Raw genomic sequence first — 13,020 nt, forward strand, 5'->3', positions numbered from 1 at the left:
AGTCCTACCGGCGCGAATCCGGCGGTACTCGGTCGGTTCGAGCGTTGCGGCGGGGATTCGAACCCCGGAGGCAGTGACGCCACAGAGTTAGCAACCCTGCGCCTTGGGCCAGGCTTGGCTACCGCAACCCGCGTTGTATCATCGCCCTTCCGGACTCGGGGCCCGACACCCCTGCAGTTCGTGCGTTCGTACAGTCCACCGTTCCGTACTTAAACATCACGAAAGCCGTGGGGGGTTGTGTGGCGTTCGCATCCTGCTAGCCGGCGGATGCGTGCGGACCCGAGTCGACGTCGGTTCGCGTGTAGCCGGAGTCGTATGTACCCGGAGTTGCATGTGACCGGAGTCGTGCGCAACCGAGGTCGTGCTCAGCCGAATCGTGAGGCCCGGGTTTCCGTTTGCCGTACTGTTTAGTGGGTACCGAGGGTGGATACGTCTATGAAGGCTGTCCAGTTCGACGCCCACGGCGACCGCGACGTGATCGAGTACGGTGAATTCCCCGATCCCGAACCCGGCCGCGACGAGGTCCTCGTGGACGTGAAGGCGGGCGCGTTGAACCACCTCGACGTCTGGACCCGTCGCGGTCTCCCCGGTATCGACGTGGAGATGCCACACATCCCCGGTAGCGACGCTGCCGGTGTTGTCGAGGCCGTCGGCGACGGCGTAACTCGGTTCGAACCCGGTGACCGCGTGGCCGTGAGCGCCGGCGTCGCCTGTGGCGAGTGCGAGTTCTGCCGTGCCGGCGAGCCGTCGCTGTGCGTCTCGTTCCACATCATCGGTGAACACGTCCGCGGCGTCCACGCCGAGCGCGCGGCCGTTCCCGCCGAGAACCTCGTCCCCGTTCCCGATGGCGTCGACTGGGAGGTCGCGGGCTCCGTCTCGCTCGTCTTCCAGACCGCGTGGCGCATGCTCCAGACCAGGGCGGACATCGAAGCGGGCGAGAACGTGCTCGTACTCGGCGCGTCGGGCGGTGTCGGCCACGCCGCCGTCCAGATCGCCGACCACGCCGGCTGTGAGGTGTTCGCGACCGCCTCCACCGAGGAGAAGCTCCGCCACGCCGAGGACTGCGGGGCCGACCACGTCATCGACTACGAGGCGAACGACTTCGCCGACGAGATCGCCGAGCTGACCGGAAACCGCGGCGTCGACGTCGTCGTCGATCACGTCGGCGCGGCCACGTACCCCGACTCGTTGAAGTCGCTGGCGAAGGGTGGCCGACTCGTCACCTGTGGGGCGACTACCGGCCCGAACCCGGACGCGGGGCTCAACCGGATCTTCTGGAACCAGCTGTCCGTGATCGGGTCGACGATGGCGACACCCGGCGAGGTCGACGACGTCCTCGAGCTCGTCTGGGACGGCACGTTCGAGCCGCGGATCCGCGAGACGCTCCCGATGAGTGAGGCGGCCCGCGCCCACGAACTGATCGAGAACCGAGAGGGCTTTGGGAAGGTAGTCGTAATACCCGACAGTGAGCTCTGAGGCCGACGGCGACAGCGGGTACGTCCACACCCCGGGAGCGGACTCCGAGAGCGACACCGAGGGGAGCCCCGGCGGCGGTGACCCCGACCAGGAGGGGGCCGACCGCGCAGGCCACGATCCCGAGTCACAAGCGACCGGGCCCGACGGGTTCGGTCGGAAGGGATGGGCCCTGACCGGCGTGTTGTTGACCTGCGTGCTCGTGATCCCCGGTGTTATCTACGCGTACCCGTACGTGGCCGGCTCGTTCGGTCTCACCTTCTTCGGGACGTATCTGGTGCTCCCGCTCATCCCCGCCGTCCTCCTCGGGCTCGTCGCGGTCTGGTCGATGAGCGCGGCGACCGCCGGGGAGTGAACGTCGACTGGAGCGGCCGCCTGTTCGCCGGCGAACGACAACGGTTTTGAACGACCCTACCGGATGTCGGATATGTTGATCACCGTCTCCGGCCCGCCGGGAAGCGGGAAGAGCACGAACGCCGCGGGGCTCGCCGGGGCGTTGGACTTGGAACACGTCTCCGGCGGCGACATCTTTCGACGGATGGCCGCCGACCACGGGATGACGCCCGTCGAGTTCAACGAACACGCGGAGGACGACGACGAGATCGACCGCGACCTCGACCGCCGGCTCCACGAGATCGCGACGACCCGCGACGGGCTCGTCCTCGAATCCCGCCTCGCCGGCTGGCTCGCCGGCGACCACGCGGACCTCCGCTTCTGGTTCGACGCCCCCGTCGGGGTCCGCGCGGAACGGATCGCGGACCGCGAAGGGAAATCGGTCGGCCGCGCCCGTGAAGAGACCGTCCGACGGGAGACCTCCGAGCGGAAACGCTACCTGGAGTACTACGACATCGACATCGACGACCTCTCGATCTACGACGCCGCGTACAACACCGCTCGGTGGCCGCCGGAGGAGTTCCTCGACGTGCTCGTGGCGACCATCGAGGCGTACGACGACGACTACGACGAAGGGAAAGCGCCGATCGAGGGCGTCTCTCACGGGTTCTAACCGGATCCGCGACCAAACCGAGAGACGTGGACGCGTGGATCGAACGACCGATAACGCACCGCCAACAGACCGCCGACAGACCGCCGACAGACCGCCGACAGACCACCGACAGACCGTCGATACACCGCTGACACGACGACACGATGACCACTGACCGAGACGCCGACCCCGACATGGACCCGCTCAGACCCGCGCCGAGCGAGCGCTCGGTCCCGGAGCTGTTGCGGTTCGGCGTCGTCAACGTGGACAAGCCCGCGGGGCCGTCTTCCCACCAGCTCTCCGCGTGGGTTCGCGACGCGATCAACGACACGTTGGAGACGCTGGAACCGGACGGCGCTCGGATCGACGGTGTCGCTCACGCCGGCACGCTCGATCCGAAGGTGACGGGCTGTCTCCCCACGCTCACCGGGACGGCCACCCGCGCCGCGCAGGTGTTCCTGGAGGGGTCGAAAGAGTACGTCTCGGTGCTCGAACTCCACGGTCCCGCCCCGGCCGACTTCCGGGAGGTCGCCGCCGAGTTCGAGGGGGAGATCTATCAGAAACCCCCGCGAAAGAGCGCCGTCACCAGACGGCTGCGAACCCGGACGGTCCACTCGCTCGACGTTCTCGAGCTCGCAGAGCGGCGTGCCCTCCTCCGGATCGGCTGTGAGTCGGGAACGTACGTCCGAAAACTGTGTCACGATCTGGGGCTCGCCGCGGGCGTCGGCGCACACATGGGTCACCTGCGGCGCACCGCGACGGACCCGTTCGACGACACGACGCTTCACACGCTCGAAGACCTCACGGACGCCCTCGCATGGGCGGCGGAGGGCGACGAGGCGCTCCTCCGAGAGGTCGTCCGCCCGGCCGAGGACGCCCTCGTTCACCTCCCCGCAGTGACGATCGCACCCTCCGCCGCGTGCTCCGTCGCGACCGGTGCGCCCGTGTACGCCCCCGGCGTGATCGACGTCGACGACCGGCTCGCGAGCGAGGACGAACCCGACGGCGACGACGACCCGCTCGTCGCCTGCTACACGCCGAACGGCACGGCGATCTGTCTGGGACGGTTCGTCGGCGACCCCGACGCGGAGTCGGGTACCGTCGTCGCGCTGGAGCGGGTTCTCGTATAAATTGACGGTGCTCCCCACCGCTGCCGTCCGCTGCCGTCCCGCTCGACCGCGCCGTCAGTTCACACCTGTCCGGTCCGTGCAGTCGAGAGACGCAACGGAACGTGCCGCCGCCGGCAACGTAGTATATAAGTAGTATCACGCGACAGCGAGCAGCACTTACACTCGGTTCGGTGGCGCGCGCTTCCGAGCGGCCGTCGACGACGGCCGCTCGGATCGCGTGCGAAGGATGCCGGGTCGGCGGGTTGTACCAGCCGACCCGGCGAGGCTGGGGAGGTGTGAGGTGCGGTCCCGCGAGCGACCGGAGGGAGCGAGTGAGGACACGGAAGCCGCAGCCCGCGCGGCGAAGCGAGCGGGACTGGGTCGAGACCGGCGGTCTCGCTTGCTTACGTGGTGAAACCCCGTGACCGCCTTCCGGCGGTCGCGGCGCGGGCGAGAGGGAAACGGGGTTCCGCCGTGTGCCCCGTCGATCTACGTTCGACTATTTATAAGCGAACAGCTGGGTTTTGTGCGGTTTCACTGTCGTCGCTCTATCAAACGAGATCGCCAACGACACCGTTCGATCACGCGTAATCGACGGTCCCAGCCGTCTTATTACACGCACTCCCGCTACCGATCGAGAAACGCCCCTCGTTCGCCGATCGGTCCGGACGATCCCATGTCCGGACGAACGGATCCGACTGATATCCTCACCCCGGATCCGACGACGGATCTGTCCCTCCCGACAGGACTGCCCTTTTATATCATCTCAACTGAACTCCGCGCATGGATCCGACCGACGCCCCGATCGAGCTCGGAACCGCGAGCGCTGCTCCCGGTGAGGTCGATCGCGGCTGGCTCGATGTCGCCGACCTGCCGACCGGAACGGCCGAACGACTCCCGGTGATCGTCGCCAACGGGGTCGACCCCGGGCCGACGCTCTGGCTGACCGGCGGCGTTCACGGCGACGAAGCGACCGGTGTCGCCGTCGTGCTGGACACGGTGGAGGCCCTGTCGACCGCTGCCGACGGTCCCCGTCCGCTGGACGACCTCGCCGGATGCGTCGTCGCGGTTCCGGTGGTCTCGCCGGCCGGCGTCCGCCGGAACGCGCGACACACCTACTACGGCGACGAGGACCCGAACCGCCACTTCCCGGACGCGGACCACGAGTCCGCCCGCCCGCCGGCGCTCCAGGAGCGGATCGACACGCGGCTGTACGAGGCGATCGTCGGCGGGAACGGGGTGGGTGACGGCGACCGAAACGCCGGCGATCGGAGCGGTGACGGCAGGAGCGGTGACGACCGGAACGTCGATGACCGTGTTTCCGCCGATGCGCTGATCGACTGTCACACTGCGGGCGTCGCGAGCGAACCGTTCGCGATCCGCGACCGTGTGCTGTACGGCGACCGCCGGACGGAGCGAGAAGCCGAACAGCTCGCTGGGAGACTCGAAGCGATCGTCGACGCGTTCGGCTTCCCGACGCTCACCGAGTACCCGGCGGCCGAATACGTCGAGGAAACCCTCCAGCGGTCACTCGCGGGGGCGGTGCTTAACGAGGCGGGGATCCCAGCGTTCACCGCGGAGCTCGGCGCACACAGCGTCGTCGACGACCGGCTCGCGGCGGGTGGGGTCGCCGGCACGATGGGGGTCGTGGTCGAGCTCGGACTGCTGGACGAGGCGTCGATCCCCGAGCGAGTCGGCGTCCCGGGAGATCACGTCGATCCAGCCCCGGTCGAGTTCCCGGTACGGCGGTATCGAGGCCCGGTGACCGACGCCGCGGGGTTGGTTCGGCACCGCGTCGAGGCCGGGGAGTCGTTCGAGGCGGGCGACGTCCTCGCGTCGGTCGTCGCCGCGAACGGCGCTTCGAAGGAACCCATCCGTGCCGAGCACGACGGCTACGTCATCGCGCGGGCCGAGGGGCTGGCCGTCTACGAGGGTGACCCGATAACGAGCCTCGCGATCCGCGACGACGGCGAGCTCGTTGTCCCCCGCGAGCGCGGAGACGAGGGCGAGTGAAACGAAGTCCTTAATTACTGGACGGTCGTTTTCCGGATTGCAAGCCGGGACCGTGGGGTAGTGGTATCCTATGCGGATGGGGTCCGTATGACCTGAGTTCGACTCTCAGCGGTCCCATCAAAATCTTTACTGGTTTCCATAAACAAGAGTCATAGCCACCTCTACCCGCAGAAAACCGGATTCGGGGGGTGCGCTATGAACCGTCTCCGTGGTGATCCCGAAAGGTGTGGGTGCTACCGATGTAACCCGACTCGTATTCCGGCCATATCGGCCGCCGAGGGTCACGACGACATTCGGTCGCCGGACCGACAGGGTTGAAGCGTCCCCGGGCCGACGCCGACGTATGGAGCAGATCTACGCCCCGTGGCGGATCGACTGGGTCGAGCGCGACGAGGACCCGGTCGACGGCTGTCCGTTCTGTGTCCTGCCGGAACGCGAGGACGCCCGAGACGCCCTCGTCGTCGCGCGCAGCGACCACAACGTGGTCCTGTTGAACAACTCGCCGTACAATCCCGGCCACACGATGGTGATCCCGGAGGCGCACGTCGACGACTGGGCGAGCCTCGACGACGAGACGATGCTGGACCACGGACGACTGAAAGCCGCGACGCTGGCGGCGGCTCGCCGCGGGATCGATCCGGAAGGGTTCAACACCGGGCTCAATCTCGGCGGGGCGGCCGCCGGTGGCTCGGTCGACCACCTCCACACGCACGTCGTCCCGCGGTGGACCGGCGACACGAACTTCATGCCCGTGGTCGGCGACACGAAGGTCATCGTCGAGGCGGTCGATCGGACGTACGAACACCTCCACGAAGCGTTCGCGGCGGGTGAACACGTCATCGACGATGGCGACCTCGACGCCGGCGACCCGGTTCGGCTCTCCTTCGCGGAGGAGTGACTCGCCCGCCGGTGGCGACGCTACTCTCCACCGCCCGGCCCGAGATACCCCCACGCTTGGAGTCGGTCGCCGTCGCCGTCGATCCAGCGTTCACCGATATCGTCGCGGTAGTACATGTTCGGCATCACGATGTCGTCGATCCGGTCGTACGCCTGTTCGCGTGCGGCCCCCATCGTCTCGCCTTTTCCGGTGGCGACGATCGGCATCCCGTTGTCGCCGGCCACGCGCCACTGGCCGTCTACCTTCTTCGCGTCCTCGATGTGGATCCCCTCACGGCTCTCGGTCTCGAACACTACCGCGGCGTTCCGCGAGTTCTCGTCGTACGTCTTCTCGTCGTCGAACGGGAACGGCGGCAGGACGATCCGGACGGCGATCTGGTACCCGTTGTGAACATCGACAGCCGGGGTGTTGCCGTGGGCGAGGTCATAAAAGAACTCGCCGGTAGACGACTCGATCGATTCCTCCTGTAACGCGATCGTCGGGTAGCCGAACCGCGGCGTGAACTCCAGCGGATAAATGCCGCTCTCGTTCACGATACAGTTGATGTCGATACTCCCCACGTACCCTTCATCGGCGAGCCAGGCTTCGATCTTTCCGAACGTCTCTTCGAATAATTTGTTTTGACCCGCCCAGAACATCGACGTTCCCATCTCACCGGTGGAGGGGCCGATGTTTCCGGGGAACAACTTCTTGTGCTCGAAATTAAAATTGACTTGATCAATGAACTCGTTTCCGTTGAAAAAGCCGCAGATAGCGACTTCAACACCTTCGACTTTCCGCTGGAGCTGGAATCCTTTCATCCGGTGGCCCCACGCCTTCTTGTAGGCCCGCAAGACGTCAACGACGTCGCTGCCATCGCCTTCATTACCGACGTAAAGGAGCCGTTTGACGTTCTGGACCTCGCCGAGTGGTTTGATAACGTACGGAGCGGGATTCTCCTGGACGTGCTGGATCCCCTCGTCGAAGTCGTGGAAGATGTGATGTTCGATCGTGTTGACACCGTGTTCTTCGAGGACCTCCATCGCGTAGCCGCGATCCTCTTCGAGACGATCGGTGTTCGGCGTTCCACCGACGACGGCGTTCCCTTCATCACGGAGCTTCCGGGCGATCGCCCCCGTGCCGATATCGGAGCCTACCCAGATGTCGTCGAAGACGACGACATCGGCCCAGTCCACTTCCGCGCGCCAGTCGTCCGTCTTCTGGACGAACCCGTCGCCGATCTCCTTGTCGGTCTCTGCTTCGATGTAATACTTCACCTCGTGGCCCTCCCGGTGGATCTGCCAGGCGAGGTCGGTGATCAGCGCGGCATCGGCGGAGATGAACAGGAAGCGCTTGGCGTTCATGGGCGAGTATCCAGTGGGAGCAACTTGAGTGTGCTCGTCAGGTCGAGCCGGTGACGAACTCGCGCGGCCGCGATGGCGAACCTCGCGCGGTTACGATAGACCACCACACGACCCAGGACATCGGTGTACGACCGACGATCGCTTCGGCACACGTAATGAAATAGCCTCAGTTTTTGAATATTGAAATATATCTTTGTTCTATACAAACACAGGTTACTATTGCTGGATTCTCACCCGGGATTGAACACTTTTTTATTTGAGGTGGAAGAATTATTCGGTGAACCAGATGTCTCAGCAAACCGATCACGATTGGTTCCCCAACGAACTGGATCTGGAGATCCTCGATCAAAACGCTCAACACCTCGGACCGTACGACGAGGACTTCGACTACGCCGAGGCGTTCGAATCGCTGGATCTCGACGAGGTGAAAGCGGATCTCGAGGAACTCATGACGACCTCGCAGGACTGGTGGCCGGCGGACTACGGCCACTACGGGCCGCTACTCATCCGGATGGCGTGGCACAGCGCCGGGACGTACCGCACTACCGACGGTCGTGGCGGCGCATCCGGCGGTACCCAACGGTTCTCGCCCGTCGAGAGCTGGCCGGACAACGCGAACCTCGACAAGGCTCGCCGACTGCTGTGGCCGGTCAAACAGAAGTACGGACGCAAGCTCTCCTGGGCCGACCTACTGGTCCTCTCCGGTAACGTCGCGATGGAGTCGATGGGCTTCGAGACCTTCGGCTTCGCCGGCGGGCGTGAGGACGCGTTCCGAGCCGACAAGGGCGTCGACTGGGGGCCGGAAGAGGAGATGATGGAGGACAAACGCCACGACGACGAGGGGAACCTCCAGGGCGACCTCGCCGCGGACCACATGGGGCTGATCTACGTGAACCCGGAGGGGCCGGGCGGTCGTCCCGATCCGAAGGAGTCCGCGAAGTACATCCGGCAATCGTTCGACCGGATGGCCATGAACGACGAGGAGACCGTCGCCCTCTGTGCCGGCGGCCACACGTTCGGAAAGGTGCATGGGGCCGACTCCGACGAGAACCTCGGAGCGCCGCCCGCGGAGGCACCGATCGAACAGCAGGGGCTCGGCTGGGAGAACGAGCACGGTGACGGCAAGGGGGCCGACACGATCACGAGCGGCATCGAGGGACCATGGACACAGTCCCCGATCGAGTGGGATATGGACTACGTCGATAACCTGCTCAAGTACGAGTGGGAGCCCCACGAGGGGCCGGGCGGTGCGTGGCAGTGGCGCCCCAAAGACGGCGCTCTCAAGGGTGCAGCGGAACACGCACACGAGGAAGACGGAAGCGCGACGCCGATGATGCTAACGACCGACGTCGCGCTCAAGCGGGACCCGGAGTACAGGGAGATCCTCGAGCGGTTCCAGGAGAACCCGATGGAGTTCGGGATAACCTTCGCGAAGGCGTGGTACAAGCTGATCCACCGGGACATGGGCCCGCCGGAGCGGTTCCTCGGTCCCGAAGTTCCAGACGAGACGATGATCTGGCAGGACCCGATCCCCGACGCGGACTACGACCGCATCGGCGATACGGAGATAGCTGAGCTCAAAACGCGGGTTCTCGACTCGGATCTCTCGAAGCGACAGCTCGTCAAGACCGCGTGGGCCTCGGCGTCGACGTACCGCGACAGCGACAAGCGAGGTGGCGCCAACGGTGCTCGGATCCGGCTCCGCCCACAGCGTGACTGGGAGGCGAACGAGCCCGATCAACTGGCGGCGGTCCTCGATACCTTGCGGGAGATCAAAGCGGAGTTCAACGACTCGCGGTCGGACGACGTCCGCGTCTCGCTCGCCGACCTGATCGTGTTGGGCGGCAACGCGGCGGTCGAAGCGGCGGCCGCCGATGCCGGCTACGACGTCACGGTTCCGTTCGAACCGGGGCGCACCGACGCCTCTCAGGAGTGGACCGACGTCGAGTCCTTCGAGGCGCTAAAACCGAAAGCCGACGGGTTCCGTAACTATCGTTCCGACGAGGCCGAACGCCAGCCGGAGGAGCTGTTGGTCGACAAGTCCGATCTGCTGAACCTGACCGCCCACGAGATGACCGCACTCGTCGGCGGTATGCGCGCGCTCGGTGCGAACTACCGGGACTCCGATCTCGGTGTCTTCACCGACGACCCCGGAACGCTGAGCAACGACTTCTTCGTGAACCTGCTCAGTATGGAGTACGAGTGGGAACCGGCCGACGACGGGGACACGTACGAGCTGATCGACCGCGAGACCGGGCAGGTCGAGTGGGAAGCCACTAGAGTCGATCTCGTGTTCGGGTCGAACGCCCGCCTCCGCGCCATCGCCGAGGTGTACGGCGCCGACAGCGCCGAGGAGACGTTCGTCGAGGACTTCGTCGACGCTTGGAGCAAGGTCATGCAGCTCGACCGGTTCGACCTCGAATAGGTCGCCCGCTCCGAGTCATTCGAACGCGGGTCGGCTGACGGAGATGACGACCCCGAAATCGCGTTACTTCCCCTTGAAGTCGGGTTCGCCGTCACCCATGAACGCCGTCATCCCCTCCATGAGGTCCTCGGTGTTCATCAGGTGGCCGAACGCCTGCGCTTCGACTTCCAAGCCGGCCTCGTCGTCGGTCCGGCCGGCGTGCATCGCGCGTTTCGTGTACCGCTGGGCGATCGGCGGGCCCGCGGCGAGCTCCTCGGCGAGCTCCCACGCGCGGTCGTCGAGCTCGTCGTTCGCGACCACTTCGTTGAGGAAACCGTACTCCGCGAGCGTCTCGGCCTCGTAGCGGTCGGCAGTGAAGATGATCTCCTTCGCACGCCCCTCCCCGACGATCCGGGCGAGCCGCTGGGTCCCACCCCATCCCGGCAGCAGTCCGAGGTCGTGTTCAGGCTGACCGAGTTCGGAGCGCTCGGAGGCGACCCGGAGGTCTGCCGCCGTTGCGAGCTCCATGCCGCCGCCGAGACAGTAGCCGTCGATCCCGGCGATTACGGGCTTGTCGGACGCCTCGAGCTTCCCGAACGTCCGCTGGCCCGTCCGGGAGATCTCGACCGCCTCGATCGGGTCACCGCCGCCGGCAGCCATACTCTGGACGTCGGCCCCGGCGGAGAACGCGCGGTCGCCCGCGCCCGTAAGCAGGATCGACCGTACATCGTCGTCCTCGTCGAATACATCGATCGCGGCGGACAGCTCTTCGAGCAGTTCGCCGCTTATCGTGTTCATCCGGTGTGGGCGGTCGATCTCGATATGGCCGACCGCGCCCTCGACGCTCACGACCAGCGTGTCGAACTCGTGGTCCTCGCCCTCGTCGTCGCCGCCGTGGAACCCGCCGGCCGCGGCCGCATCGCGGAGCCCCTCGGTCGCCTCGTAGCGCGCCTCCCCGGTCTCGGCTTTGAGGTCGTCGAGCGTGTCACACAGCGCCTCCAATCCCTCCGCGTCGGCGAGCTTCGCGGGACCGTCCGGGAACCCCGCCCCGAGCGTGACGGCGCGGTCGATCGCCGTCGCGTCCGCCACGTCGTTCTCGATCAGCCCACCGACCTCGTTGGCCATCACCGCAAGCAGGCGGCGGCGAACGTCGGCGTCCGCCGCGTCCGTGGGGACGTTCGCGCCCCCGTTCTCGTAGTCGTAAAAGCCGGAGCCGGTCTTCTTGCCGAGCTCCTCGGCGTCGACTTTCTCGGCGAGCAGCGGGCAGGGCCGATACGCGTCGCCGAGCACCTCGTGCATGTACTCGAGGACGTGATAGCCGACGTCGATCCCGACCTGATCGGCGAGCTCGAACGAACCCATCGGGAGGCCCATGTCGTATTTGGTCGTGGAGTCGACGGTCTCGATCGTCGCGTCGCCGGACTCGACGATCCACGCGGCCTCGTTCATCAGCGGAACGAGGATCCGGTTGACGATGAACCCCGGGCTGTCCTTGCGGACGCGAACCGGCGTCTTCCCCATCTCCTCGGCGAGCCCCTCGATCAGGTCCATCGTTTCGTCGGACGTGTGAGCGCCGGAGATGACCTCGACGAGCTGCATTCGTACGGGCGGGTTGAAAAAGTGCATCCCGCAGAACCGCTCGGGCCGGTTCGTCACCTCCGAGAGCTCCGTGATCGACAGACTGGACGTGTTCGTCGCGAAGACGGTCCGCTCCGGAGCGTGCTCCTCGAGGTCGCCGTACACGTCCTTCTTGATCGCCATCTGCTCCGGCACCGCCTCGATGACGACGTCGGCGTCCGACACGGCGGTTTCGAGGTCGACGATGGGGTCGACCCGGTCGAGCGCCGCATCGGCTTCCTCGGCCGAGATCCGCTCTTTCTCCGCGAGCTTGTCGAGTGACCACTCGATCTGCTCGTAGCCGTTCTGCACGAACTCCTCCTTGATGTCGCGCATAACTACGTCGTAACCGGCGAGCGCGGCCACCTCGGCGATACCGTGTCCCATGTTCCCGGCCCCGAGCACCGTCACTCGTTGTACGTCGTCGACTTGCATGATCGACCGGTCGGAACCATCCCGGTTGAACGTTTCCATTTCCCAAACGAACAACTCGCTGTGAGTTTATAAATCGTCGAAACCGCCATGTCGGTACGAGCCCGATCAGAACTCGATGGACGACGAGGTCGCCGCGACGCTTCGCCGGGATCCGGTGATGGACCGACTGATAGAACGGTTCGGTCGGCTCACGGTCGAGCCCGCCGAGAACCCGTTCCGGCGGCTCTGCGTGTCGATCCTGAATCAGCAGCTCTCGACCGCGTCGGCCGCGGCGATCCGCGAACGCGCCTTCGACGTGATCGGCGACGCGGTGACGCCGGCGCGCGTGCTCGCCGCCGACCCCGATCGGCTCGCTGAGGCCGGCGTCAGCCGGACCAAGATCGAGTACCTCCGGTCGGTCGCCGAGGCGTTCGAGACGGGAGAACCGGCACTCACTCAAGAGGCCCTCGCCGACCGCGACGACGAGGCGGTGGTGGAAGCGCTGACCCGGATCCACGGCGTCGGCGAGTGGACGGCCCGGATGTACCTGATCTTCGCGCTCGGTCGTGAGGACGTGCTCCCGCTCGGGGATCTCGCCGTTAGAAAGGGGATCGAGGCGCTGTACGCCGACGGCGACGATCTGAGTCGGGCGGAGATGCGGGAGATCGCCGAGGCGTGGCGGCCGTACCGGAGCTACGGCACGCGATACGTGTGGGCGGCGTACGAGTCGTGAGCGTGAGGCGTGTGCGTTGGTATCGGCAACG

At 66.0% G+C, this 13,020-nt stretch carries 10 protein-coding genes and 2 tRNA genes; 9 read left to right on the forward strand and 3 right to left on the reverse strand.

The features are described 5' to 3' along the window. Nucleotides 1-42 precede the first annotated feature (42 nt). Nucleotides 43-128 (reverse strand) — tRNA-Ser (locus tag ACZ5TV_RS02510). Nucleotides 129-435: 307 nt separating this feature from the next. Between ACZ5TV_RS02510 and ACZ5TV_RS02515 the strand changes: the two genes are divergently transcribed. The 7 genes from ACZ5TV_RS02515 to ACZ5TV_RS02545 all read left to right on the forward strand — a co-directional run bounded on the left by ACZ5TV_RS02515 (nt 436) and on the right by ACZ5TV_RS02545 (nt 6,478). Further along, a complete protein-coding gene (locus tag ACZ5TV_RS02515; RefSeq protein ID WP_379780883.1) occupies nt 436-1,476 on the forward strand; it encodes a zinc-binding dehydrogenase in 1,041 nt (346 codons plus the stop codon). Beyond that, complete coding sequence (locus ACZ5TV_RS02520) at nt 1,466-1,828, forward strand: hypothetical protein (RefSeq protein ID WP_379780885.1); 363 nt, start codon at nt 1,466-1,468, stop codon at nt 1,826-1,828. Before ACZ5TV_RS02515 ends, ACZ5TV_RS02520 begins: the two co-directional genes overlap by 11 nt. A gap of 72 nt (nt 1,829-1,900) precedes the next feature. Next, nucleotides 1,901-2,479, forward strand: a complete 579-nt coding sequence (cmk, locus tag ACZ5TV_RS02525; RefSeq protein ID WP_379780887.1) for a (d)CMP kinase — start codon at nt 1,901-1,903, stop codon at nt 2,477-2,479. Between the two features lie 143 nt (nt 2,480-2,622). Then, complete coding sequence (locus tag ACZ5TV_RS02530) at nt 2,623-3,588, forward strand: RNA-guided pseudouridylation complex pseudouridine synthase subunit Cbf5 (RefSeq protein ID WP_379780889.1); 966 nt, start codon at nt 2,623-2,625, stop codon at nt 3,586-3,588. 762 nt (nt 3,589-4,350) lie between these two features. After that, the gene (locus ACZ5TV_RS02535) at nt 4,351-5,580 is read left to right on the forward strand and encodes a succinylglutamate desuccinylase/aspartoacylase family protein (protein ID WP_464384073.1); all 1,230 of its coding nucleotides are present in this window, start codon (nt 4,351-4,353) and stop codon (nt 5,578-5,580) included. Nucleotides 5,581-5,626: 46 nt separating this feature from the next. Beyond that, a tRNA-Pro gene (locus ACZ5TV_RS02540) sits at nt 5,627-5,697 on the forward strand. Between the two features lie 226 nt (nt 5,698-5,923). Next, nucleotides 5,924-6,478, forward strand: coding sequence for an HIT family protein (locus tag ACZ5TV_RS02545; RefSeq protein ID WP_379779591.1), 555 nt, complete (start codon nt 5,924-5,926; stop codon nt 6,476-6,478). Nucleotides 6,479-6,498: 20 nt separating this feature from the next. Here the strand turns inward: ACZ5TV_RS02545 and ACZ5TV_RS02550 are convergent, their stop codons facing one another. Further along, on the reverse strand, nt 6,499-7,821 hold the full coding sequence (locus ACZ5TV_RS02550; RefSeq protein ID WP_379779593.1) for a phosphoribosylamine--glycine ligase: 1,323 nt from the start codon (nt 7,819-7,821) through the stop codon (nt 6,499-6,501). A 286-nt stretch (nt 7,822-8,107) separates the two neighbouring features. Here ACZ5TV_RS02550 and katG point away from each other — a divergent pair, with 286 nt between their 5' ends. Beyond that, entirely contained in the window at nt 8,108-10,246 is a 2,139-nt protein-coding gene (gene katG / locus ACZ5TV_RS02555; RefSeq protein ID WP_379779613.1) for a catalase/peroxidase HPI, read from the forward strand. A gap of 63 nt (nt 10,247-10,309) precedes the next feature. Here katG and ACZ5TV_RS02560 read toward each other — a convergent pair whose 3' ends face one another. Further along, complete coding sequence (locus ACZ5TV_RS02560; protein ID WP_379779595.1) at nt 10,310-12,277, reverse strand: 3-hydroxyacyl-CoA dehydrogenase/enoyl-CoA hydratase family protein; 1,968 nt, start codon at nt 12,275-12,277, stop codon at nt 10,310-10,312. 115 nt (nt 12,278-12,392) lie between these two features. Here ACZ5TV_RS02560 and ACZ5TV_RS02565 point away from each other — a divergent pair, with 115 nt between their 5' ends. Then, entirely contained in the window at nt 12,393-12,989 is a 597-nt protein-coding gene (locus ACZ5TV_RS02565; RefSeq protein WP_379779597.1) for a DNA-3-methyladenine glycosylase family protein, read from the forward strand. Nucleotides 12,990-13,020: the final 31 nt, after the last annotated feature.

The sequence above is a fragment of the Halorubrum tibetense genome (assembly GCF_055396225.1).

What these genes read in the sequence shown, in the direction of transcription:
- ACZ5TV_RS02535 (WP_464384073.1), top strand. Translation starts at nt 4,351, where the DNA reads ATGGATCCGACCGACGCCCCGATCGAGCTCGGAACCGCGAGCGCTGCT.
- ACZ5TV_RS02550 (WP_379779593.1), bottom strand. Translation starts at nt 7,821, where the DNA reads ATGAACGCCAAGCGCTTCCTGTTCATCTCCGCCGATGCCGCGCTGATC.
- ACZ5TV_RS02545 (WP_379779591.1), top strand. Translation starts at nt 5,924, where the DNA reads ATGGAGCAGATCTACGCCCCGTGGCGGATCGACTGGGTCGAGCGCGAC.
- ACZ5TV_RS02560 (WP_379779595.1), bottom strand. Translation starts at nt 12,277, where the DNA reads ATGCAAGTCGACGACGTACAACGAGTGACGGTGCTCGGGGCCGGGAAC.
- katG (WP_379779613.1), top strand. Translation starts at nt 8,108, where the DNA reads ATGTCTCAGCAAACCGATCACGATTGGTTCCCCAACGAACTGGATCTG.
- ACZ5TV_RS02565 (WP_379779597.1), top strand. Translation starts at nt 12,393, where the DNA reads ATGGACGACGAGGTCGCCGCGACGCTTCGCCGGGATCCGGTGATGGAC.
- ACZ5TV_RS02515 (WP_379780883.1), top strand. Translation starts at nt 436, where the DNA reads ATGAAGGCTGTCCAGTTCGACGCCCACGGCGACCGCGACGTGATCGAG.
- cmk (WP_379780887.1), top strand. Translation starts at nt 1,901, where the DNA reads ATGTTGATCACCGTCTCCGGCCCGCCGGGAAGCGGGAAGAGCACGAAC.
- ACZ5TV_RS02530 (WP_379780889.1), top strand. Translation starts at nt 2,623, where the DNA reads ATGACCACTGACCGAGACGCCGACCCCGACATGGACCCGCTCAGACCC.